The 21,103-nt window shown below is 66.4% G+C and carries 17 protein-coding genes and 1 pseudogene; 14 read left to right on the top strand and 4 right to left on the bottom strand.

The features are described from left to right. The 6 genes and pseudogenes from gltB (at position 1) to typA (ending at position 8,152) form a co-directional block, all read left to right on the top strand. Positions 1-3,099, top strand: a pseudogene (gltB, locus tag QGG75_21710) (glutamate synthase large subunit). A 5-nt stretch (positions 3,100-3,104) separates the two neighbouring features. Continuing rightward, positions 3,105-4,547: a glutamate synthase subunit beta gene (locus QGG75_21705; protein MDP6069844.1), complete on the top strand. Its 1,443-nt coding sequence runs from the start codon at positions 3,105-3,107 to the stop codon at positions 4,545-4,547. A gap of 119 nt (positions 4,548-4,666) precedes the next feature. Continuing rightward, positions 4,667-5,038 carry a metalloregulator ArsR/SmtB family transcription factor gene (locus QGG75_21700; GenBank protein MDP6069843.1) on the top strand — a complete coding sequence of 124 codons (372 nt, stop codon included), beginning with the start codon at positions 4,667-4,669 and terminating at the stop codon, positions 5,036-5,038. Next, positions 5,038-5,997 (top strand): permease, encoded by a 960-nt coding sequence (locus QGG75_21695; protein MDP6069842.1) that lies wholly within the window; start codon positions 5,038-5,040, stop codon positions 5,995-5,997. The genes QGG75_21700 and QGG75_21695 overlap by 1 nt, the downstream gene beginning before the upstream one ends. 13 nt (positions 5,998-6,010) lie before the next feature. Then, positions 6,011-6,271 carry a hypothetical protein gene (locus QGG75_21690; GenBank protein ID MDP6069841.1) on the top strand — a complete coding sequence of 87 codons (261 nt, stop codon included), beginning with the start codon at positions 6,011-6,013 and terminating at the stop codon, positions 6,269-6,271. A gap of 57 nt (positions 6,272-6,328) precedes the next feature. Further along, positions 6,329-8,152 (top strand): translational GTPase TypA, encoded by a 1,824-nt coding sequence (typA, locus tag QGG75_21685; protein ID MDP6069840.1) that lies wholly within the window; start codon positions 6,329-6,331, stop codon positions 8,150-8,152. Between the two features lie 5 nt (positions 8,153-8,157). Here the strand turns inward: typA and QGG75_21680 are convergent, their stop codons facing one another. Then, positions 8,158-9,684, bottom strand: a complete 1,527-nt coding sequence (locus QGG75_21680) for an AMP-binding protein (protein ID MDP6069839.1) — start codon at positions 9,682-9,684, stop codon at positions 8,158-8,160. A gap of 125 nt (positions 9,685-9,809) precedes the next feature. On the opposite strand from QGG75_21680, the gene QGG75_21675 reads away from it, so the two are divergent. From QGG75_21675 to QGG75_21665, 3 genes are read left to right on the top strand one after another with little or no spacing between them, the layout of a single operon-like run. Continuing rightward, positions 9,810-10,592, top strand: coding sequence for a sulfite exporter TauE/SafE family protein (locus tag QGG75_21675; GenBank protein MDP6069838.1), 783 nt, complete (start codon positions 9,810-9,812; stop codon positions 10,590-10,592). Continuing rightward, complete coding sequence (locus QGG75_21670) at positions 10,585-10,968, top strand: pyridoxal-phosphate dependent enzyme (GenBank protein ID MDP6069837.1); 384 nt, start codon at positions 10,585-10,587, stop codon at positions 10,966-10,968. The genes QGG75_21675 and QGG75_21670 overlap by 8 nt, the downstream gene beginning before the upstream one ends. 8 nt (positions 10,969-10,976) lie before the next feature. Then, entirely contained in the window at positions 10,977-12,437 is a 1,461-nt protein-coding gene (locus QGG75_21665; GenBank protein MDP6069836.1) for a M81 family metallopeptidase, read from the top strand. Here QGG75_21665 and QGG75_21660 read toward each other — a convergent pair. After that, positions 12,434-13,729, bottom strand: a complete 1,296-nt coding sequence (locus QGG75_21660) for an MFS transporter (protein MDP6069835.1) — start codon at positions 13,727-13,729, stop codon at positions 12,434-12,436. The two genes, QGG75_21665 and QGG75_21660, sit on opposite strands and share 4 nt — an antisense overlap. A gap of 140 nt (positions 13,730-13,869) precedes the next feature. Between QGG75_21660 and QGG75_21655 the strand changes: the two genes are divergently transcribed. The 3 genes from QGG75_21655 (at position 13,870) to QGG75_21645 (ending at position 16,380) form a co-directional block, all read left to right on the top strand. Beyond that, on the top strand, positions 13,870-14,703 hold the full coding sequence (locus QGG75_21655) for a polysaccharide deacetylase (protein MDP6069834.1): 834 nt from the start codon (positions 13,870-13,872) through the stop codon (positions 14,701-14,703). Between the two features lie 76 nt (positions 14,704-14,779). Next, positions 14,780-15,931 (top strand): twin-arginine translocation pathway signal protein, encoded by a 1,152-nt coding sequence (locus QGG75_21650; GenBank protein ID MDP6069833.1) that lies wholly within the window; start codon positions 14,780-14,782, stop codon positions 15,929-15,931. Continuing rightward, a complete protein-coding gene (locus tag QGG75_21645) occupies positions 15,928-16,380 on the top strand; it encodes a MarR family transcriptional regulator (protein MDP6069832.1) in 453 nt (150 codons plus the stop codon). The genes QGG75_21650 and QGG75_21645 overlap by 4 nt, the downstream gene beginning before the upstream one ends. Before the next feature lie 22 nt (positions 16,381-16,402). Here QGG75_21645 and QGG75_21640 read toward each other — a convergent pair whose 3' ends face one another. Together QGG75_21640 and QGG75_21635 are read right to left on the bottom strand one after the other, a co-directional pair. After that, positions 16,403-17,326 (bottom strand): hypothetical protein, encoded by a 924-nt coding sequence (locus QGG75_21640; protein ID MDP6069831.1) that lies wholly within the window; start codon positions 17,324-17,326, stop codon positions 16,403-16,405. An 89-nt stretch (positions 17,327-17,415) separates the two neighbouring features. Then, the gene (locus QGG75_21635) at positions 17,416-18,501 is read right to left on the bottom strand and encodes a M14 family metallopeptidase (GenBank protein MDP6069830.1); all 1,086 of its coding nucleotides are present in this window, start codon (positions 18,499-18,501) and stop codon (positions 17,416-17,418) included. A gap of 142 nt (positions 18,502-18,643) precedes the next feature. Here QGG75_21635 and QGG75_21630 point away from each other — a divergent pair, with 142 nt between their 5' ends. After that, positions 18,644-19,795 carry an ATP-dependent 6-phosphofructokinase gene (locus tag QGG75_21630; protein ID MDP6069829.1) on the top strand — a complete coding sequence of 384 codons (1,152 nt, stop codon included), beginning with the start codon at positions 18,644-18,646 and terminating at the stop codon, positions 19,793-19,795. Positions 19,796-19,808: 13 nt separating this feature from the next. Further along, a complete protein-coding gene (locus tag QGG75_21625; GenBank protein MDP6069828.1) occupies positions 19,809-20,978 on the top strand; it encodes a DNA polymerase IV in 1,170 nt (389 codons plus the stop codon). The last annotated feature ends 125 nt before the right edge of the window (positions 20,979-21,103 follow it).

Here is a 21,103-nt window from a genome sequence, read left to right as displayed (position 1 = left end):
TTCAACTATTTCAAGCAGTGCTTCGCCCAGGTCACCAACCCGCCCATCGACCCCATCCGCGAGGAACTGGTGATGTCGCTGGTGTCGCTGATCGGCCCCAGGCCCAACCTGCTCGATGCCGACGATGCCGGCACCAAGAAGCGCCTCGAGGTTAGGCAGCCCATCCTGACCAACATGGACCTGGAGCGCATCCGCCGCATCGAGAACCACGTCGACAATGCCTTCCGCACCTACACGCTCGACATAACCTATCCCGCCACCGACGACGCCGACGGCATGGAGGCGGCGCTGGATCGGCTTTTCGATCGGGCCGAGCAGGTGGTGAATTTCGGCTACAACATCCTGGTGCTGTCGGATCGCTCGATCGATGCCGACAACGTCGCCATTCCCTCGCTGTTGGCCACCGCCGGCGTCCACCACCATCTGATCCGCTGCGGCCTGCGCACTTCAGTGGGCCTGGTGATCGAGACCGGCGAAGCCCGGCGGGTGCACGATTTCTGCCTGCTGGCCGGGTACGGTGCCGAGGCCATCAATCCCTATCTTGCCTTCGACACGCTGTTGGCGCTACGTCCCTCGCTGCCCGAGGATCTGCCCGAGGAGGAAGTGCAGCGGCGCTACATCCGGGCCGTCGACAAGGGCATCCTGAAGGTCATGTCGAAGATGGGCATCTCGACCTACCAATCCTATTGCGGCGCCCAGATCTTCGATGCCGTGGGCCTCGCGGAGAGCTTTCTCGAGCGTTACTTCACCAGTACACGCTGCGCCATCGAGGGTATCGGCCTGGCCGAGGTGGCGGAAGAAACCGTGCGCCGCCACCATGTGGCCTACTCGGACGCACTGCATTATCGCGACGCCCTCGACGTCGGCGGCGAGCTGGCCTATCGCCAGCGCGGCGAGGTACATGCCTGGACGCCGGAAACCATCGCGCTCCTGCAGCATGCCGTGCGCACCGGCGACGAACAAAAGTTTCGCGCCTTCTCCGAACGCATGAACGACCAGTCGCTGAAGCTGCGTAACCTGCGCGGTCTGATGGAATTCAAGCCGGCCGAAACGCCGCTGGCGCTCGACGAGGTCGAGCCGGTCTCCGAGATCGTCAAGCGCTTCGCCACCGGCGCCATGACTTACGGCTCGCTGAGTTGGGAAGCCCACACCACGCTGGCGCTGGATATGAACCGCATCGGCGGCTAGTCGAACAGCGGCGAGGTCGGCGAGGAATCGGAGCGCTACCGGCCGTTGCCAGGCGGCGATTCCATGCGCTCGGCCATCAAACAGGTGGCGTCGGGGCGCTTCGGCGTGACAACCGAATACCTGGTCAACGCCAGCGACATCCAGATCAAGATGGCCCAGGGCGCCAAGCCCGGCGAGGGCGGCCAGTTGCCCGGCCACAAGGTCGATGAATGGATCGCCCGGGTGCGCCACTCGACGCCCGGCGTCGGCCTGATCTCGCCGCCGCCGCACCACGACATCTATTCCATCGAGGACCTGGCCCAGCTCATCCACGACCTCAAGAACGTCAACCCCGAGGCCCGAATTTCGGTAAAGCTGGTGTCCGAGATCGGGGTCGGCACGGTGGCCGCCGGCGTCTCCAAGGCGCACGCCGACCACGTCACCATTTCGGGCTTCGACGGCGGCACCGGGGCCAGCCCCATCACCTCGATCCAGCATGCCGGCAGCCCCTGGGAAATCGGCCTGGCCGAGACCCACGAGACGCTGGTGCGCAACCGTTTGCGCGGCCGCATCGCGGTGCAGGTGGACGGCGGCTTGCGCACCGGACGCGACGTCGTGGTGGCGGCGTTGCTGGGGGCCGACGAATTCGGCTTCGCCACGGCGGCGCTGATTTCCGAGGGCTGTTTGATGATGCGGAAATGCCACCTCAACACCTGCCCGACCGGGGTGGCAACCCAGGATCCGGAACTGCGCAAGCTGTTCAGCGGCCGGCCCGAGCACGTCATCAACTATTTTACTTTCGTCGCCAACGAGGTGCGCGAGCTGATGGCGGAACTGGGTTTCCGTACCGTGGACGAGATGATCGGGCGGCGCGCGAGCCTGGATGCGAGCGCTGCCGTCGAGCACTGGAAGGCCCGCGGCCTTGACCTTTCCGGCCTGCTGTGCGAGCTCGAGAGCGAACCAGGCGTCGCCATCCATAACTGCGAGGCGCAGAACCACGGGCTCGAGAAGGCGCTCGACCACAGCCTCATCGAACAGTCGCTCCCGGCCATCGAGAGCGGCCAGCCGGTGAGGTTCGAAAGCCCGATCTCCAACGTCAACCGCACCGTCGGCGCCATGCTGTCGGGCCGCATCGCCGGGAAATACGGCCACCAGGGTCTCAATGACGACACCATCGACATCAAGTTCACCGGCAGTGCCGGCCAGAGCTTCGGCGCCTTCCTTTCGGCCGGCGTGACTTTCGAATTGGAAGGCGACGCCAACGACTACGTCGGCAAGGGCCTCTCGGGCGGCCGCCTGGTGATCTACCCGCCGGCGGTCAGCCGCTTCACGCCGGAAGAGAACATTCTCATCGGCAACACCGTGCTCTATGGCGCGGTCAGCGGCGAATGCTATTTTCGCGGCGTCGCCGGCGAACGCTTTGCCGTGCGCAACTCGGGCGTCACCGCCGTGGTCGAAGGCGTCGGCGACCACGGCTGTGAATACATGACCGGCGGCGTCGTCGTGGTGCTGGGCCGCACCGGGCGAAATTTCGCCGCCGGCATGTCCGGCGGCATCGCCTACGTGCTCGACGAGACCGAGGATTTCGAAGTGCACTGCAACATGGCGATGGTGGAATTGCAGCCCATCTCGGACGAGGACCGGGTGCTGGAGGATCTCGACCACCAGCGCGGCGACCTCGAGACTCACGGCCGCGTCGACATCGTGCACGACATGACGCGTTACGATTCGCAGCGCCTCAACATGCTGATCGAAAACCACCTGCTCTATACCGCCAGCGAACGGGCGCGGCTGATTCTCGAGAACTGGGACGACTATCTGCCCAAATTCGTCAAGGTCATGCCGGTCGATTATCGCCGCGCGCTGCAGGAGATGCAGGCCTCCTCGCGCGTCACCGAACGCCCCGGTGTCAGCGTCGCGGTGGGGGACTGAGCACCGTGGGCCGGCCCACCGGGTTCAAGGAGATCCAGCGCCGCGACCGCTCATACGCGGCCGTTTCCCAACGCGTGCGCCATTACGACGAGTTCGTGATACCGCTCAGCGAGGCCGAGGCGCGCCAGCAGGGTGCGCGCTGCATGGATTGCGGCGTGCCCTTTTGCCACAACGGCTGTCCGGTCAGCAACATGATCCCGGACTGGAACGACCAGACCTATCGCGGCGGCTGGCGCGAAGCCCTCGAAGTGCTGCACTCGACCAACAACTTCCCCGAATTCACCGGCCGGGTTTGCCCGGCACCTTGCGAGGCGGCCTGCACGCTGAACATCACCGACCGCCCGGTGACCATAAAGACCATCGAGTGCTCGATCGTCGAGAAGGGCTGGCAGGAAGGCTGGATCGGACCCCAGATCCCGGCCCATCGCAGCGGCCGCCAGGTGGCCATCGTAGGCTCGGGTCCGGCCGGCCTGGCCTGTGCCCAGCAGCTCGCCCGGACCGGCCACGGTGTCGTGGTGTTCGAAAAGAACGCCCGCATCGGCGGGCTGTTGCGCTACGGCATTCCCGATTTCAAGCTCGACAAGGCCATCATCGACCGGCGCATGGCGCAGATGCGGGCCGAAGGCGTCGAGTTTCGCCCCAACACCCACATCGGCACGGGCGTGCCGGCGACCGAGATCCTGGAGAAGTTCGACGCCATGGTACTGGCCGGTGGCTCCGAGCATCCCCGCGACATGGCGGTGCCGGGCCGCGAGCTCGAAGGTGTCCACTTCGCCATGCCTTTCCTGATGCAGCAGAACCGGCTTCTGGCCGGCGAGCTCGTCGTCAGCGACCGGCTCATCAGCGCCCAAGGCAAGCACGTCGTCGTGATCGGCGGCGGCGATACCGGTTCGGACTGCGTCGGAACCTCGATCCGCCAGGGCGCAGCCTCGGTGACGCAGCTCGAAATCATGCCCAAGCCGCCGGAGCAAGAGGAAAAAGAGCTGGTCTGGCCCAACTGGCCCAACAAGCTGCGCACCTCGACCTCCCACGAGGAAGGCTGCGAGCGCGACTGGGGGGTCTCCACCACGGCGGTCAAGGGATCGGAGGGCCGCGTCGAGGCGCTGGAGCTCATGCGCGTGCGCTGGGACGAGGGCGAGGACGGCGGCTTCAGCATGCGCGAGATCCCGGGCAGCGAGTTCGAGCTCAAGGCCGACCTGGTGCTGCTGGCCATGGGATTTCTGCGCCCCCGCCTCGACGGCTTGCTGGACGAGTTGGGCTTCGGCCTCGACGAGGACGGCAACGTGGCGGCCAATACCGTCGACTATCAGACCTCGGTCGACAAGGTCTTCGCCGCCGGCGACATGCGGCGCGGCCAGTCGCTGGTGGTCTGGGCCATCCGCGAGGGCCGCCAGTGCGCCCGCGCCGTTGACGAATTCCTCACCGGCACCTCCGGCCTGCCGCGCTGATCACCACGGCACGGCAATAATTTTCCTTGTTTTCAATGGGTTGATAAATCACCATCTGCCCATTGACATATTTGCACAATTGCGCAAATATACATGGCCGCTAACAAGGAACAGCCCCCATGCAATCCCAACCGACGCCCCTGGAAGTGGTCTCGAACTTGGCCGAGGAAAGCCCGCCGGGCTCCGGCCTTGAAGGTTTGCTGGAGCCCCGCCTCTTCAAGGCGCTGGGCGATCCCACTCGCGTGGCCATGCTGCTGACGCTCGCGCAGTCGCGGGACGGTCTGCCGGTAGGCGAGGTGGCGGCGCGCAGCCCGGTCGACGTCTCGGTGGTATCGCGCCATCTGGCGGTATTGCGCGAGGCCGGTATCGTCGAGTGCGAACGCCAGGGCAAAGTGGTTTTTTATTGGGTGCGCTATGGCGCGCTGACCAGCAGCTTGCGGGCGCTGGCCGATGCCCTCGATCAATGCTGCCCGGCTGAAGGAGTAAGTTGATGCCGCTTTCGGTTTATCTTCCGCAATTGCAGGATTCGCTTATCTTCTTCGCCGTGGTGTCGGCCGAGATGACGGTGCTGTTCATCGGTGTGACCTTTTTGGTGGGCATCATCCTGGAGCTCTTTCCGGCCGAACGCATCAGCGCCATCATGTCGTCGCGCCGCGGCCACGGCTATGCCGTGGGCGCCGGGCTGGGGGCGCTGACACCCTTTTGCTCGTGCTCGACCATTCCGCTGACCATGGGGCTGATCAAGGCACGTGCGGGCTTCGGCCCGACCATGACGTTCCTCTTCACCTCGCCGCTGGTCAATCCGCTGCTGGTGGCGCTGCTTTGGATGGCGCTGGGCATCCGCTTCACCATCGTCTACGTCGCCATGGCGCTGACGCTGACGGTGATCATCGGTTATCTGCTCGACCGCTTCGGCTTCGACCGCTTCATCCGGGCCGACCTGTTGGTCACCAAGACCTCCTGCGGCGCCACCCCCGAAGCGACGCCGCCCAACGACACCATGGTGCGGGCCGCCGCGGCGCGCCTCTTCCGTGACCGCGCCCGCCTCAAGGAATTGCTGATCGACGCCGTGGGCCAGTTCCGCACCTTCCTGCCCTTCATCATCGTCGGCATCGGCATCGGCGCCTTCACCTACGGCTTCGTGCCGCAGGATTTCTTCGCCTCCGTCGCCGGTTCCGACAGCCCCTGGGCCATCCCTGCCTCGGCGGTGATCGGCATTCCACTATACGTGCGGCCCAGCACCATGGTGCCCATGGTCTTGCCGCTGGCCGCCAAGGGCGTGGCACTGGGCGCCATCGCCGCCCTGATCATCGGCGCCGCCGGGGCCAGCCTGCCCGAGGTGGTGATGTTAAAGCGCATGTTTCGCCTGCCCATGATCGCGGCGTTCTTGACTGCCGTGCTGACCATCGCCGTGACCACGGGGTTCGTTTTCCAGGCCGTGGTGGCCTGACCGGCAAAGGGCCATGAGCCGCCAATACCCCCGAGACGACCTCACGCAGGCCTACGAAAGCCGCTGCGAGAACTGGTCCTGGGCGATCCGTCTGGCCAAATTGGCGCTGCTCACCCTGCTCATCGGCAAGCTCTATATCGCCGTCCTCTTGATGTTCGGGATTGCCTTTATCGAGCATTACGTGTTGGCCCCTTTCGGTTACCGGCCGCTGACGGATTTTCTCGTCGATCGCATCGTCACTACGCCGCATCAGGGCTTGGCGCCGGACGGCTAAGGCGCTATACAGCCGGGCCGACGGCCACCCCCGGCGCCTGCCCCCTCTCGGCCCAAAATGCCCTTTCGCAATATCGCCATCATCGCCCATGTCGACCACGGCAAAACCACGCTGGTCGACCAGCTGCTGCGCCAAAGCGGCACCGTGCGAGCCCACCAGCAGATGGCCGAGCGCGCCATGGACAGCTTCGACCTGGAGCGCGAGCGCGGCATCACCATCCTTTCCAAGTGCACCTCGGTGGCCTGGCGGGACGTGCGCATCAACATCGTCGACACCCCCGGCCACGCCGATTTCGGCGGCGAGGTGGAACGAATTCTTTCCATGGTCGACGGCGTGCTGATCCTGGTCGATGCCGCCGAAGGACCCATGCCGCAGACCAAGTTCGTCACCGCCAAGGCATTGAAGCAGGGTCTCAGGCCCATCGTCGTGATCAACAAGGCCGACCGCTCCGACGCCCGCATCGACCAAGTCCACGAGGAAATCTTCAACCTCTTCATCACCCTCGACGCCGACGAGAAACAGCTCGATTTCCCCCTGCTCGTGGCCTCGGCCAAGGAGGGCTGGGCGGCGGTCGAGGCAGCGGCGCCAGGCGGTAGCCTGGAGCCGCTTTTCGACCTCATCGTGGCCCACGTGCCGGCGCCCGAGACCGAGGGCCCCGAGGCCCCCATGGCCATGTTGGCCACGACGCTGGAAGCCGACCCCTACCTCGGCCGCCTGCTCACCGGCCGCATCCACGCCGGACGCCTGCACAGGAATGCCCAGGTCCGCGCCCTGGCGCCCGACGGCAGCCTCATCGAGGAGACCCGCATCACGCAACTGCTGGCCTTTCGCGGTCTTGAGCGCGAACAGGTGGCCGAGGCCGAGGCCGGCGACATCGTCGCCGTGGCCGGCTTCCAAAAAGCCACCGTGGCCGACACCATCGCCGATCCCGGGGTGAGCCAGGCCCTGGCCGCCCAGCCCGTCGACCCGCCGACGCTGGCCATGACATTCGGTATCAACGATTCGCCGCTGGCCGGCCGCGACGGCGGCAAGGTGACCTCGCGGGTGATCCGCCAGCGCCTTTGGCAGGAAGCCGAGGGCAACGTCGCCATAGACATCAGCGAGGCCCCCGAGGGCGACGCCTTCGTGGTCGCCGGCCGGGGCGAGCTGCAGCTCGGCGTGCTCATCGAGACCATGCGCCGCGAAGGCTACGAGCTTTCCATCAGCCGGCCCCGCGTGCTCTACCAGATTGATCCCCAAAGCGGCCAGCGCCTCGAGCCCATCGAGGAGGTGCAGATCGACGTCGACGACGAGCACGCCAGTCCGGTCCACGAACAACTGGGCCAGCGCCGGGCCGAACTGATCGACATGCGCCAAAGCGCCGGCAAATCGCGCCTCACCTTCCTGGCTCCCACTCGCGGCCTGATCGGCTATCACGGCGATTTTCTTTCCGACACCCGCGGCTCAGGCGTCATGCACCGGGTTTTTCATTCCTACGGGCGCTTTCGCGGCGACATTCCGGGGCGCTCCAACGGCGTGCTGATTTCCACCAGCCAGGGCGTCGCCGTGGCCTATGCGCTGTGGAACCTGGAGGAGCGCGGGCCCATGTTCATCAGGCCGGGCGAGGCCGTCTATGCCGGCATGATCATCGGCGAACACACGCGCGGCCAGGACCTCGAGGTCAACCCCTTGAAGGCCAAGCAGCTGACCAATATCCGGGCCGCCGGCAAGGACGACACCGTGCGCCTGACCACGCCCAGGTTGATGGATCTGGAAACCTCGCTGAGCTACATCCAGGACGACGAACTGATCGAAGTGACGCCGCGCTCGATCAGGCTGCGCAAGCGCCTCTTGGACCCCCACGCCCGCAAGCGCGCCGCCCGGGCGGCCAAGGCGGGGTAGACGGCCTAACCCAAACGCTCCTCCCGGGCCTGATCGCGAAGCACGAACCGGCGGATCTTGCCCGACGCCGTGAGCGGCATTTCGCTCACGAAATCGATGCCGCGCGGCACCTTGAAGCGCGCCAGGTTCCGGTTGCACCAGTCGAGAATTTCGTCGGCCGCTACCTGGCTTTCGGGCCGGCGCACGACGAAGGCATGAACGTCCTCGCCGCGCACCTCGTGGGGCAGGCCGACGACCGCCGCCTGTTGCACCCCGGCGTGCTCGTGCAGCACCAGCTCGACCTCCTTGGGAAAGACGTTGTAGCCGTTGGTCACGATCATGTCCTTGATGCGGTCGAGGATGTAGAGGTTGCCCTCGGCATCCAGACGGCCGACGTCGCCGGTGCGCAGCCAGCCGTCCTTCAGCGTCGCCGCGGTCAGCTCGGGCTGCTGCCAGTAGCCCAGCATGTTGCCCTCGTAGCGGAACTGCAGCTCGCCCGGCTGGCCCACCGGTAAGGGCTGGTCGGCCTCGTCGCAAACCCGCACCTCGATGCCCTCGAGCACCGGGCCGCAGGAGCCCTCGGGCGCCATCACGCCGGGCAGCGAGACGCTGGCCACGGTGGTGATCTCGGTCAGGCCATAGCTTTCCACCGTATCGATGCCCAAGCCCTTGAGCTCGCGAATCAGCGTCGTCGGCACCGGGCCGCCGCCGACGTCGATCAGGCGCAGGCTGGAGATATCGCGCCCGGCCCGCATCAAGGCCTCGAACATGGTCACGAACATGGTGGGCACGCCGGCCAGCACGGTTATGCGGTGGCGTTCGATCAACTCTAGCGCCTGTTCGGCTGTGAAGCTCGGCAGCGCCACCAGGCACCCCCGCACCAGGCCCGAATAGAGGAAATCGAAACTGTAGCCGAAGAGATGGAAGGAGGGCAGCAACGTCAGGAAGCGATCATCAGGGCCGTAGCCCAGCACGTTCATGGTCAAGCGTGCGTTGGCCAGCAGCTGCCTGTGCCCCAGCACGATGCCCTTGGGCCGGCCGGTGGTACCCGAGGAATAGATGATCAGGGCAGGCGAATCGGGGGTGTTGCGGGCCTCGGCCAGGGGCCCGGCGACGGCAGCCAGGGCAAATTCGTAATCCCGCCAAGGCGCCCTGCCCTCGCCCTCCGCCAGCAGGCAAATCGCCATCTCGCCGAGAATGTCGTCGGGCAACACGGCCAGGTGCGTCGCCGCGGCGACGATGCCTCGAGGCCCGCAATCGTCGAAAAGAATAGTATTCTCGCGGGCCGTGTTGAGGGTGTTGACGGGTACCGCCACGGCGCCGGCCAGGCCGCAGGCAATGAAGAATTCATAGAGCGGCCGGGAATTGCCGATAAAACAGGCCACCCGGTCGCCGGGTTCGATTCCGGCTGCCACCATGAGCACCGCCAGGCGGCCGGCCCGGGCAAAGGTCTCGGCGTAGCTGTAGGAACCCCCATCGGCCAGCACCAGGTGAACGGAATCCGGGCTTTCGGCGGCGGCGCTGGCGAAGATGGCATCGACGGTTTGTTGCATGACGGTGTCAGGATAGGGCCAAGCTGCGGAATGACAAAACCGGGACGGCAGCGCCACCATGGTCGGGCACGGGGGAGCCCAGGGAAAATCGAGGGCCGGCCATGGCGGTTTTCGCCGCATTACCGATGACACCTGCGGACTGGGCCATGGCCTCGGCGCTGATCCTGGTGGGCAGCACCTTGCAGGCCGCGACGGGTGTCGGGCTGGGCCTGATCGCCGGTCCCATACTGGTGCTGACGCTGGGCGGCGGGGCCGCCATCTTCATCGCCATCATGCTCAATCTGGCACTCTCGCTGATGCTGTTGCCGCAGGAATCGGGGGACGTGCTGTGGCCTGAGTTCCGGCTTCTGGCGCTGGCCACTATCATCGGCGTTCCGCTGGGCTGGCTGATCCTGCAGCAACTGACGCCGCTGACGCTGAAGTGGGTAGCCGGCATCATGGTGCTGCTGGCGGCGCTGCAACTGCTGGCGACGCGATTTCGCGGCAACGCCGACCCCGGCCCGGACGGCGCCCAGGGTAACCGGCTGGTGCTGCTGGGCGGCGGCCTGGTCTCGGGCCTGATGTGCGGTTGCCTGGCCATCCCGGGGCCGGCCGGGCTGTGGGCGGCGTTGCAGAGCCGGATGCCGCCGTTGGCCATCCCCGCCACCTTGCGGGCACTTTTCGCCTTTTCCTACGCCGGTGCGGCGCTCATCCACTTCGGCCTCGAGGGCTTTGACGGCATTGCTGACAAGCCCTGGCTCGAGACCATGGTGCTGCTGCCCGCGGTGGTGCTCGGCCTGGTCCTGGGGCTGCTGCTCAGGCGCCGTGTCGACGAGGGTACGTTGCGTACGGTGCTCTACCTGTTGCTGTTCGCCATCGGCGTTTCCATGCTGTGGCGGAGCTGGCTGGAGATGCCGGGAAATGTTTGAGCCTGCCGATTTGATCCCGGGCCTTGCCGCCCACGCCCGCGAGCCCTTGAGTTCGAACCCGACGCCGCTGGAGGCCCTGCCGAACCTGGGCCGGGAGCTCGGCATCACTCTCACGGCCAAGCACGACGACTGCCAGGCCCTGGCCTTCGGCGGCAACAAGGTGCGTCACCTGGAATACTATTTCGGCGCCGCCCTCGAGGCCCGGGCCGACAGCGTGCTGATCACGGGCGCGCTGCAATCCAACTTCACCCGCCTGACCACGGCGGCGGCGCGGCGGCTGGGCCGGGTGCTGTTCCTCCACACCGGCGGCCTGCCGGCGCTGTTTGCCTATCAGAACATGATCGAGGAGACTCTGGCTTCGGCGCCGGAGGAATGAGCATGCCCATGAAAATATTCAGTGCCATGCTGGCCACCGAAAGCAACACCGCCTCGCCGCTGCTGACCGGTGAGCAAAGCTTCCGGGAAGTGGGGCTCTATTTTGGCGATGCCACCGAGCACGAACCGAAGCTCTTCAATGTCACCCTGGCCGCCTGGCGGCGGCGCAGCGAAGCCATCGGCGCCCAGTGGATCGAAAGCGTCTCGGCCTTCGCCCAGCCCGCCGGGCCCACGGTGCACGCCTTCTACGTCGAGCTCAGGGACCGCATCGTCAGCGACCTCGAGGCCGCCGGAGCGGTCGACATGGTGCTGCTTTGCCTGCATGGCGCCATGGTCTCGACCGAATGCCTGGACTGCGAGGGCGATCTGCTCGCACGCCTGCGCCGGGTGGTGGGCCCCGACGTGCCCATCGGCGTCGAGCTCGACCTGCACTGCCACCTCAGCCAGGCCATGCTCGACAACGCCACGGTAATGGTTTTCTTCAAGGAATATCCCCACGTCGACATCGCCGAGCGGGCGGAGGAAGTCTTCGACATCACCTTGGCGGCGGCCCGGGGCGAGGTAAAGCCGGTGATGGCGGCCTACGACTGCCGCATGATCAACCGCTTCCCCACCACGCGCCAGCCCATTCGCTCCTTCGTCGACCGCATGTCGGCGCTGGAGGGCCAGGGCGGCGTGCTCTCGGTCTCCTTCATTCACGGCTTCGCTTTCGGCAACACACCCGAAGTAGGGGCCCGTATGCTGGTGGTCAGTGACGACGATCCCGAGGGCGCCGCCGCCCTGGCGGCCAAGCTGGGGCGCGAGCTCTGGGACATGCGCCACACCGCCTGCGCCACTTTCGTCGGCCTGGACGAGGCGCTCGACCAGGCCCAGGCCGCCAGCGAGGGCCCGGTGGTACTGGCCGATACCTCCGACAACGCGGGCTCGGGCGGCCCCAGCGACACCACCTTCGTGCTGCGCCGCATCCTTGAGCGCGGCATCGACGACGTGGTCAGCGGCTTCTATTGGGACCCCATCGCGGTGCGCTTTTGCCAAGAAGCCGGCGAGGGCGAAGGCATCCCGCTACGCATCGGCGGCAAGGCCTGTCGCGATTCCGGCGAGCCCCTCGACCTCGAGGTGGAAATCCGCAAGATCCTGCCGGCCGCCCGGCAGTCCCTTGGCGATACCGTGGTCGAGATGGGCGCCTCGATCTGGGTCAGCCTGGGCGGCATCGACATCGTGCTCAACTCGATCCGCACCCAGGTGCTGTCGCCCGAGGGCTTCAGCCAGTTCGGCATCGACCTGGCGGCACGTAAGCTGGTGGTGATCAAATCGATCCAGCACTTCCACGCCGGCTTCGCCCCCATGGCCAGCCAGATCATCTATGCCGTGCCACCGGGCCCGACGGTTTCGGACTTCACCATCCCGCGCTACGGCGCCCGCCAGACGCCCTACTGGCCCCTGGTCGAGAACCCCTTCGCCGAGGACTAGTCGATCACCTGCTGGCGGCAATAGGTTTCGCGGCTGAGCAGCGCGCAGCCCAGGGCCACGACGGCACAGATCGGGTAGATCAGGAAGGCGGCGGCGTAGGTCTCGGTCGAATAGAAGCGCACGCCCGCCGCCATGCCGCCCTGCCAGTTGAGGTCCAAGAGGATGCCGATGACCGGCTGGAAGATGGCGCCCGCCAGCACCATGGCGAAATTGACCACGCTGCTGACGGCACCGGCGGCAAACAGCGGGGCGTTTTCCCGGGCCGTGGCGTAGACCACGACCATGAAGCCGTTGATGAGGTTGCCCACGAAAAAAAGCGCATAGACCGCCGCCAGCGGCAGGGCCGGCAGCCAAAAGACGACGATGGTCCAGAGCATCAGGCCCGAGCCGCCGGCGATGATCATGAGCAGCTTGCGCCGCCCAATGTAGTCGGAAAGCCAGCCCCCCAGCGGCCCGCCGACAGCCCAGCCGATGAGCAGCGTCGAGGTGATGGTGGCCGCCGTGGGACGGTCCAAGGCAAAGGTCTGCATCAGGTAGGGCACCCCCCAGAGGCCGCCGAAGGAGAGCGAGGGGCCCGACATCATCATGGCGAAAAGGGCGATCAGCCAGATCTGCGGTGTCTTGAGGGTGCGGCCCAGGCCTTCGAGCAGCGAGGGCGCCGCCTCTGCCGACCGGCCCGACCCGGCCGGCGGCCTGGGAGCGTCCTTGACCACCAGCCAGAAGAGCAGGCCCAGGAGGCCCGCGAAGACGGCGGCACCGACCATGGTCGGGCGCCAACCGGTGATCTCTACCACGGCCGCCAGCGGTGCCTGTCCGACGACACCGCCCGCCATGCCCATCAGCATGATGGTGCCGGCGATCAGCGAAAAGCGCTGCGGCGGCATCCAGTAGGTGGCCAGCTTGAGGGTGCCGAGGAAGGCCACGGCGGCGCCGCCACCGATCAGCAAGCGCCCCAGGTAGGCCATGTATAGGGTCTCGGCGGTGGCGTAGAAGGCGCTGCCCAGCGCGCCGATGAGAAAGGCACCGCTCAGCATGCGCCGCGGCCCCCAGCGGTCGAGGGCCACACCGACGGGGATCTGCAGGCTGGCGTAGGCGTAGAAATAGAAGGCCGAAAGATTGCCCAGAACCGCCGCCGTGGCGTTGAAGTCGTGCATCAGGTCCTCGACCATGACGCTGGGGGCGACGCGCTGGAAAAAGGCGTAGCCGAAGGCCAGCCCCCCCAGCCCCAGCATGAACAGCACGCGCAAGCGGCCGGGGCGCTCGGGCGAAGCGCGATCGCTGGGCTCTGACATCATGAGGCTCGGTCGGGAACTCGGGGATTACACGCAACGGCCTGGTGCCGCCTGCCCGAGAGTCTAGCCCGCATTTGTCACCGGGTCACGACCGACATCAGGCGCTAACATGAGCAGATCGCGAATAGGGAAGGAAAGAAATGCCCCGCCACATCGTCTGTCTAAGCTACGACTTCGACGCCATGTCGCTGTGGATTGCCCGCGGCCTGATGACGCCGACGGCCATATCGCGGGGCGAGTTCGGCGCCGTCGGCGCCGGCCGCATCCTCGATCTGTTGGCGCGCCACGAGATCGCCGCCACCTGGTTCATCCCCGGCGTCACCATCGCCACATACCCCGAGGTCTGCCGGCGCATCGTCGCCGCCGGCCACGAAGTCGGCCACCACGGCTGGAGCCACACGCCGCCCACGAAACTCACGCGCGACGAGGAACACCAGGGCCTCAAGCGGGCCAACGTCGCCATCGCCGAGCTTTGCGGCCGGCCGGCGCGGGGCTACCGCTCGCCATCGTGGGACCTGAGCCCCCACAGCGTGGAACTGCTGTTGACTGAGGGCATGGTCTACGACTCATCCATGATGGGCGACGACTACACGCCCTATTACGCCCGCACCGACGACCGCATCGTCGAGGGCGAGCCGGTGCAATTCGGGCCAGAGAGCGCCCTTATCGAGATGCCCATAAGCTGGTCGGCCGACGATTTCCCGCATTTCGAATTCGAACGCCTGGGCAACGCCATCAATCCCGGACTCAAATCGGCCGAGGCCGTGCTGGGCAACTGGATCGACGATTTTCGCTATCTGCGCCAGAACCTCGACTGGGGCATCATGACCTACACCTTCCATCCTTTCTGCTCGGGCCGCGGCCACCGCATGATCATGATGGACAAGCTGATCACGGCGCTGAAGGAGGAAGGCGCCGAGTTCCTCACCATGGAAGCCGCCGCCGCCGCCTTCGTGGCGCGGCAAGGCGGGTGAGGCGATTTTGCCCTTGCATATTGTTTAACGTTTAACTATATAATTAAACGTTAAACCACTTCACCGGAGCAAAATCATGGCCCTCGATCGTCGTTCGCTGCTCAAGCTGGGTGGGGCCGCCGCCCTGGTACTGACGGCCGGCGGCGGCGCCTTTCTCATGACGCGTTCGCCGAGCCGGGCGCTGGCGCCCTGGCAGGCGGCCGGCAACGGCTATGCCGACCCGCGCCTCAAGGCCCTTTCCTACGCCATCCTGGCACCCAACCCGCACAACCGCCAACCCTGGCTGATCGACCTTCGCGAGGACGGCGAACTCACGCTTTTTTGCCATCCCGACCGCGTCTTGCCCGAGACCGATCCCTTTCAGCGCCAGATCGTCATCGGTCTCGGCTGCTTTCTCGAGCTGCTGGCCCTGGCTGCTGCCGAGCAAGGAATCGGCGCCGAGGTGCTGCCCTTTCCCGAAGGCCAGCCCGAGCCCAACCTGGATACCCGGCCCATCGCCCGGGTGCGCTTCCACAAGGCTGGCGGCAAGTCCGATCCGCTGTTCCGCCAGGTGCTCGCGCGGCGCAGCAACAAGGAGCCCTATGACACCACGCGGCCGGTCGCCGACAGGGCGCTGGGGCAACTTGCGGCGGCCGCTGGCGGCACCGGCGTGGTGGTGCAAACGACAAACGAAAAGCGGCCCGTGGCCGAGTTGCGCGAGCTTACCTGGCAGGCCATGAAGATCGAGATCGAGACGCCGCGCACCTATCTCGAAAGCGTCCGCCTGATGCGGCTGGGCAAGGCCGAGATCGAGGCCAATCCCGATGGTATCGATCTCGGCGGCCCCTTTCTCGAAACCCTCAACAAACTGGGCCTGATGACCAGGCAGTCGTTGGCCGACCCCCAGTCGACGGCTTTTCAGCAGGGCCTCGACATGTATCGCGAGATCACCGGCACGGCCATGGCTTACGTCTGGCTCAAAACTTCCGGCAACGGCCGGCTCGACCAGTTGGCGGCCGGCCGGGCCTGGCTGCGCCTCAACCTCAAGGCCACGGAGCTTGGCCTGGGCCTGCACCCCTTGAGCCAGGCGCTGCAGGAATACCCCGAAATGGAGCCGCATTACGCTCGCATTCACGAACAACTGGCCGGCCCCGGCCAAAGGCTGCAAATGTTCGGCCGCCTGGGCTATGGTCCCGAAGTGGCGCCCAGCCCGCGCTGGCCACTGGAAAGCAAGTTACAAAAGGCATGATGGCCGAGCCGCCGCAAGATCCACCGATCTTCACGCTGTTCAACGAGATCGGCATCATCGAGCAACTGGCCCGGCGGCGCCTGGAGGGGGTGCTGCCGGACGGCCTCAAGATCTCGCACTTTGGCGTCCTCAACCACTTCGCCCGGCTCGGCAGTGAACGCGCGCCGACTGAGCTGGCGCGGGCCTTCCAGGTGACCAAGGCGGCCATGACCAACACGCTGGCAAGGCTCGAAGCACGGGGCCTGGTTGAGATTGGCCCCGACCCAAAAGACGGCCGCGCCAAACGGGTGGCGCTGACGAACAAAGGCCGCCGCCTGCGCGATCGCGCCATCAAGGCGCTGGGGCCGGAGCTGGCGGAAATCGAGGCCCACATTCCGGTCCGGGATTTCGCCCGGGCGCTGCCCTTCCTGCAACGCCTGCGCGCCTACCTCGACGAGGCGCGGGAATGACAGGATGCCCTCGCTTGCCGCCCTAAAGTCTGGCGTCGACGGCTTTTGAAATGTCGCGGGCGGCCTCGATGGTCGAGGCGTCGTCGGAATGGATGGCCAGTTGCAGCGCCTTGGCCAACTCGCTAAGCAACTCGAGATCGCTCTCGCCGGGCTCGGTCGCCGTCGCCAGATCCTTCGAGACTCGGACCAACGAGCGGCAAAGCTCGCCCTGGTGGGCATAGCAGGTGTCGGTGATGCGCTGCACCAGGTCGAGCGCCACCTGCTCGAGCTTGTCGAGATGGCCGCGGATGTCCTTGGCCGCCTCGCGCCCCCTGAAGTGATCGATTATGCGCTCAGTCAGCCAGCCGATCTGGAAGGCATGGCGCTCCGCCTTTTGTTCACGCACCAGCGTCAGGCATTTGTCGAAGGGAATGGCGTCTGGAAGGCCGGTGGCCTTGCGCCGCAGCGCGTTGGGCACCGGGATCAGCGGCACCTGCTGGCTCCCGGGGCGGGGCTCCTCGTCGCCGCGCCGGTCGGGGCCGACGTAATCGGTGGTGACGACGAAGGGCTTGCGCTTTTTGATCAGGGCGGCGACGGCGGCGCCGAAACGATCGCCGAGCGCCGGCATGGCCACCAGACCGTCGGCGCCGCATTGGGCCACCCTGCGCACCGTCTCGGGCGTGGCGTTCCAGGTCAGGCCGAGCACCGGCACGAAGGGATCGAGGCCGACCTCACCGTGGCGTAGCGAGTTGACGATCTCGCAGGTGTCGCCGTCGCGCAGGTCGACCTCGCTGACCAGGAGGTCGGTTTCAGTGGTGTCGAGGTGTTCGCACAGACGCTTGGCGCTGTGACGCACCTCGATTTCACGAAAGCCGATAGTGCGGAATATGTTGCGCACCGACATGCCCGCTTCCGACAGGGGATCACCGATCAGAACATAGCTTTCGCCGTGGTCGTGTCCTCTCATAACTGCACCTCTGCGCTCCGGACCGGGCTCCGGGCGGAGGCGGAAGCTAGCTCAAAACCATGAAAATTTACTGAATCCGCGAGTCTCGTTCAGTCCCCGGTAAGGCCCCGCAGCACCTTGCCGGTGACCTCCTGGGCGCGCTCCCAGACCATGGCGTTCCATTCCTCGTCCTCACCGTAGAAGGCGGCCCGGATGTCGCGCTTGATGGCGCGCCCGAGATCGGAATCGATCTCGCCATGCAGGTGCAGCCAGTTGTCGGCCCTGAGCGCCTGCAGCACGTCGAGTGGCGGCAGGGTGCCGTATTCGATGGCGATGATGGTGGCCTCGGCGCCGGGCACGGCCTGGGCGTAGCCGCTCTTGATGGTGCCCTTGACCACGGCCGAGACCGAATCGCCGGCTTCGGGCGATTTGACCTCGTCGCCCAGCCAGGCCCGGGCCCGGTCGTAGCCCACGCCATGCGGCAGATCGGACCAAATCAGCTCGCCGAAGCCGCGCGGCCCGAGGCCGGTGTGGAAGTCGATCACGGCCAGATGTTTGCACTGGCCCAGCCATTCCTCGGCCAGGGCCTCGATGGTGCGCCTCGACCAGGTTTTTTCCTGGCCGCCGAAGAAAATGCCGTCGGCGTGGTTGTACTGGCCACCGGAAAGCGCGGCCTGAAAGGCGAACATGCCATGCTCTTCGATATAGCCGGTGATGGCGGCGTCGGCTTTGCTCCGGGCCGGGCCCTCCCAGTCCGCCGGCACCAGCCAGGGATGGATCTCGTCGTAGCCCGGGTTGGCGGGCAGCGGCTGCTTGAAGTCGGCGAAATTGCGGTTGAGATCGACGTTTTCCTCGGTCACCCGGCGCTGGTGGGCAAAGCCGTGGGGATTGTGGGCGTGAACGTAAAGCAGGCCGGTGTCGGGCGGCAGGCCGTCCTGCCAGCCGGTGCTCAGGAATCCCACCTGGCAGCCCGAACCGCAGAAACCCTCGACGCCGTGGGTGGCCGAGGACAGCAGCAGCACCCGCGAGGCATCACGGGGCCCGAACCAGGCCACGTCGGTGGCCAATTCGCCGCCATCGGGTCCTTTCAGGGGATGGGGGTAGCTCTTTTGCGCCGCTCCGGCGGCCGCCGCGGCCTCGAGAAATCGGCTGCGCGCTTCGGCATAGGTCACCGAGAAATAGTCCGCCAGGGCCATGTCGTACTCCCGATCCGTGATTCAAGGCGCTGAGACTATCCCACATCCCGCCACGAGTGAAACGCCGGACTTGAGAATGCCGGGCGATGAACGACAATAGGGCCGATCCCGGAGGCGGCGCCGAAATCTGGAGAATCCGATCATGAAACTGGCCATATTGACCGGCGGCGGCGACGTGCCCGGCCTCAATTCCTGTATCAAGGCGGTGGTCAACGAAGCGGCCGAGAACGATTGGACCGTGGTCGGCTTTCGCCGCGGCTGGGGCGGGCCGCTCAACTTCAACCCCGACGACGAGGACAGCCAGGAACGCTGGCTGCAGCCGCTGACGCGGGAAACAGTGCGCACCATCGACCGCAGCGGCGGCACCTTCCTGCACACCTCACGGACCCAGCCGAGCCGGGTCAAGCCGGACGGCTTGCCGCCCTTTCTCGGATCGCTCGATCCCGGCGACGGCAGCCTGATCGACTGCACGCCCCATGTACTGCGGGTGATCGAGCACCTGGGCATCGATGCCCTGATCGCCATCGGCGGCGACGATACGCTGTCCTACGCGGCGCACCTTCACGACCAGGGCCTGCGCGTCATCGCCGTGCCCAAGACCATGGACAACGACGTCTTCGGCACCGACTACTGCATCGGCTTCTCGACCGCCATCACGCGCAGCGTGCTGGCCGTCGACGCGCTGCGCACGCCGGCCGGCAGCCACGAACGCATCGCCGTGATCGAGCTTTTTGGCCGCAACAGCGGCGAGACGGCCCTGATCACCGGTTACCTCGCCGATGCCGACCGCACGCTGATCTCCGAGGTGCCGGTCGACGTCGAGCGCCTGGCCGGGTTGGTGGCGGGCGACCGCAACGCCAATCCCAGCCGCTATGCCATGGTGGTGGTCTCCGAAGGCGCCAGCTTGACCGACGGCAAGATCGTCGAGAGCGGCCAGGCCGACGCCTACGGGCACCGCAAGCTGGGCGGCATCGGCCAGACCATCGGCGACGCCCTGAAGGAGATCACCGGCATCGCCACCATCAACCAGCAACTGGCCTACCTGATGCGCTCGGGCCCGCCCGATGCGCTGGACCGCATGGTGGCGACGATCTACGGCCAACTGGCCATGCAGGAGCTCTTGAAGGGCCGCTCGGGCCTGATGATGGCGCTGCAGAACGGCAACTACACCACGGTACCGGCCGACACCTGCATCCAGGGCGAAAAGCGCGTCGACGTGGCCGAGTTCTACGACCCCGAGGCTTACCGGCCGATCGTGCGGCACGCCCTGGCCAAGCCCATGTTCCTTTACTGAACGAGGCGACGCGATGCCGGGACTCTGCCGGGTCTGCCTCGAAAGCACCGACGAAAGCGCTGCCGCCTGTCCCGGCTGCGGCGCAAGCCGCCTGCTGCGGCACGCCGAGCTTATGGATCTCGACATCGCCCACATCGACTGCGACGCCTTCTATGCCGCCATCGAAAAGCGCGACGATCCCAGCCTGCGCGACAATCCGCTGATCGTCGGCCACCCCGGCGGCCGCGGCGTCGTCACCACGGCCTGCTACATCGCCCGCAAATTCGGCCCGCGCTCGGCCATGCCCATGTTCCAGGCCCTGAGGATGTGCCCCGACGCCGTGGTCATCGCGCCCGACATGGCCAAATACCGGCGCGCCAGCCGCCAGATCCGCGAGATTTTCCTGGCCGCCACGCCGCGCATCGAACCGGTCTCGCTGGACGAAGCGTATTTGGATCTGTCGCCCGATGTGCGCCTCGATCCCCGTCCCGCCGCCCAAGTCCTGGCCGAAACGGCGCTACGCATCGAGCGCCACGTCAACATCACCGTCTCGATCGGGCTTTCCTACAACAAGTTCCTGGCCAAGCTGGCCTCTGACCTGGAGAAACCCCGCGGCTTTTCGCTGGTCGGCCGGGCCGAGGCGCGGGATTTCCTGGCGCCGCTGCCGGTGGCCAAGATCAACGGCGTCGGCCCCGTCACGGCCAAGAAGATGGCCGACCTGGGAATTACCGAGATCAGAGAGCTCCAGGCCATGCCCGAGTCCCAGCTCGTCACCACTTTCGGCAAGTTCGGCCGCCGCCTGGCCGGCTACGTCCAGGGCGTGGATGAGCGCCAGGTGACGTCGCACCGTGCCGCCAAGAGCATCTCGGCCGAAACCACGTTCGCCCAGAACATCGCGACCGCCGAGGAGCTTTGCCGCGTCATCAAACCGCTATGCGAGCGCGTCGCTGGGCGCCTGGAGCGTAACCAAGTAGCCGGGCACACGCTGGTGCTCAAGCTCAAGACCGCCGACTTCCAGGTGCTGACGCGCAACCGCCGTCTGCCTCACCCGACCCAGCAGGCGGACGTCATCTACGAACACGCCGCCGACCTCATCGCACGTGAGGCCGACGGCCGCTACTTCCGCCTCATCGGAGTGGGACTAAGCGACCTCTGCCCGGCCGCCGAGGCCGACCCGCCGGACCTCTTTGGCGGCCGGGCTTGAGGGTGCGGTGATTACCCCCTCCCCTCCCACCCCCGAATCGGGGGAGGGGGATTCGAACGGTGCCGAATGTGACGGCCGGTGCCGGATCCCTCCCCCTTGATGGGGGAGATTCCATGGGTTGGTGA

The sequence above is a fragment of the Alphaproteobacteria bacterium genome (genome assembly GCA_030740435.1).
In the GTDB taxonomy this organism is placed as follows: Bacteria; Pseudomonadota; Alphaproteobacteria; order UBA2966; family UBA2966.
Note: the sequence above shows the minus strand (reverse complement) of the source record. Positions and strands in the feature narration are given on the sequence as shown.

Excerpts from the sequence above, each read along its gene's own strand:
- QGG75_21650 (MDP6069833.1), top strand. The coding sequence starts at position 14,780 with ATGGCCCTCGATCGTCGTTCGCTGCTCAAGCTGGGTGGGGCCGCCGCC.
- QGG75_21630 (MDP6069829.1), top strand. The coding sequence starts at position 18,644 with ATGAAACTGGCCATATTGACCGGCGGCGGCGACGTGCCCGGCCTCAAT.
- QGG75_21675 (MDP6069838.1), top strand. The coding sequence starts at position 9,810 with ATGACACCTGCGGACTGGGCCATGGCCTCGGCGCTGATCCTGGTGGGC.
- QGG75_21625 (MDP6069828.1), top strand. The coding sequence starts at position 19,809 with ATGCCGGGACTCTGCCGGGTCTGCCTCGAAAGCACCGACGAAAGCGCT.
- QGG75_21660 (MDP6069835.1), bottom strand. The coding sequence starts at position 13,729 with ATGTCAGAGCCCAGCGATCGCGCTTCGCCCGAGCGCCCCGGCCGCTTG.
- typA (MDP6069840.1), top strand. The coding sequence starts at position 6,329 with ATGCCCTTTCGCAATATCGCCATCATCGCCCATGTCGACCACGGCAAA.
- QGG75_21680 (MDP6069839.1), bottom strand. The coding sequence starts at position 9,684 with ATGCAACAAACCGTCGATGCCATCTTCGCCAGCGCCGCCGCCGAAAGC.
- QGG75_21690 (MDP6069841.1), top strand. The coding sequence starts at position 6,011 with ATGAGCCGCCAATACCCCCGAGACGACCTCACGCAGGCCTACGAAAGC.
- QGG75_21700 (MDP6069843.1), top strand. The coding sequence starts at position 4,667 with ATGCAATCCCAACCGACGCCCCTGGAAGTGGTCTCGAACTTGGCCGAG.
- QGG75_21645 (MDP6069832.1), top strand. The coding sequence starts at position 15,928 with ATGATGGCCGAGCCGCCGCAAGATCCACCGATCTTCACGCTGTTCAAC.
- QGG75_21670 (MDP6069837.1), top strand. The coding sequence starts at position 10,585 with ATGTTTGAGCCTGCCGATTTGATCCCGGGCCTTGCCGCCCACGCCCGC.
- QGG75_21695 (MDP6069842.1), top strand. The coding sequence starts at position 5,038 with ATGCCGCTTTCGGTTTATCTTCCGCAATTGCAGGATTCGCTTATCTTC.
- QGG75_21665 (MDP6069836.1), top strand. The coding sequence starts at position 10,977 with ATGAAAATATTCAGTGCCATGCTGGCCACCGAAAGCAACACCGCCTCG.
- QGG75_21640 (MDP6069831.1), bottom strand. The coding sequence starts at position 17,326 with ATGAGAGGACACGACCACGGCGAAAGCTATGTTCTGATCGGTGATCCC.
- QGG75_21655 (MDP6069834.1), top strand. The coding sequence starts at position 13,870 with ATGCCCCGCCACATCGTCTGTCTAAGCTACGACTTCGACGCCATGTCG.
- QGG75_21635 (MDP6069830.1), bottom strand. The coding sequence starts at position 18,501 with ATGGCCCTGGCGGACTATTTCTCGGTGACCTATGCCGAAGCGCGCAGC.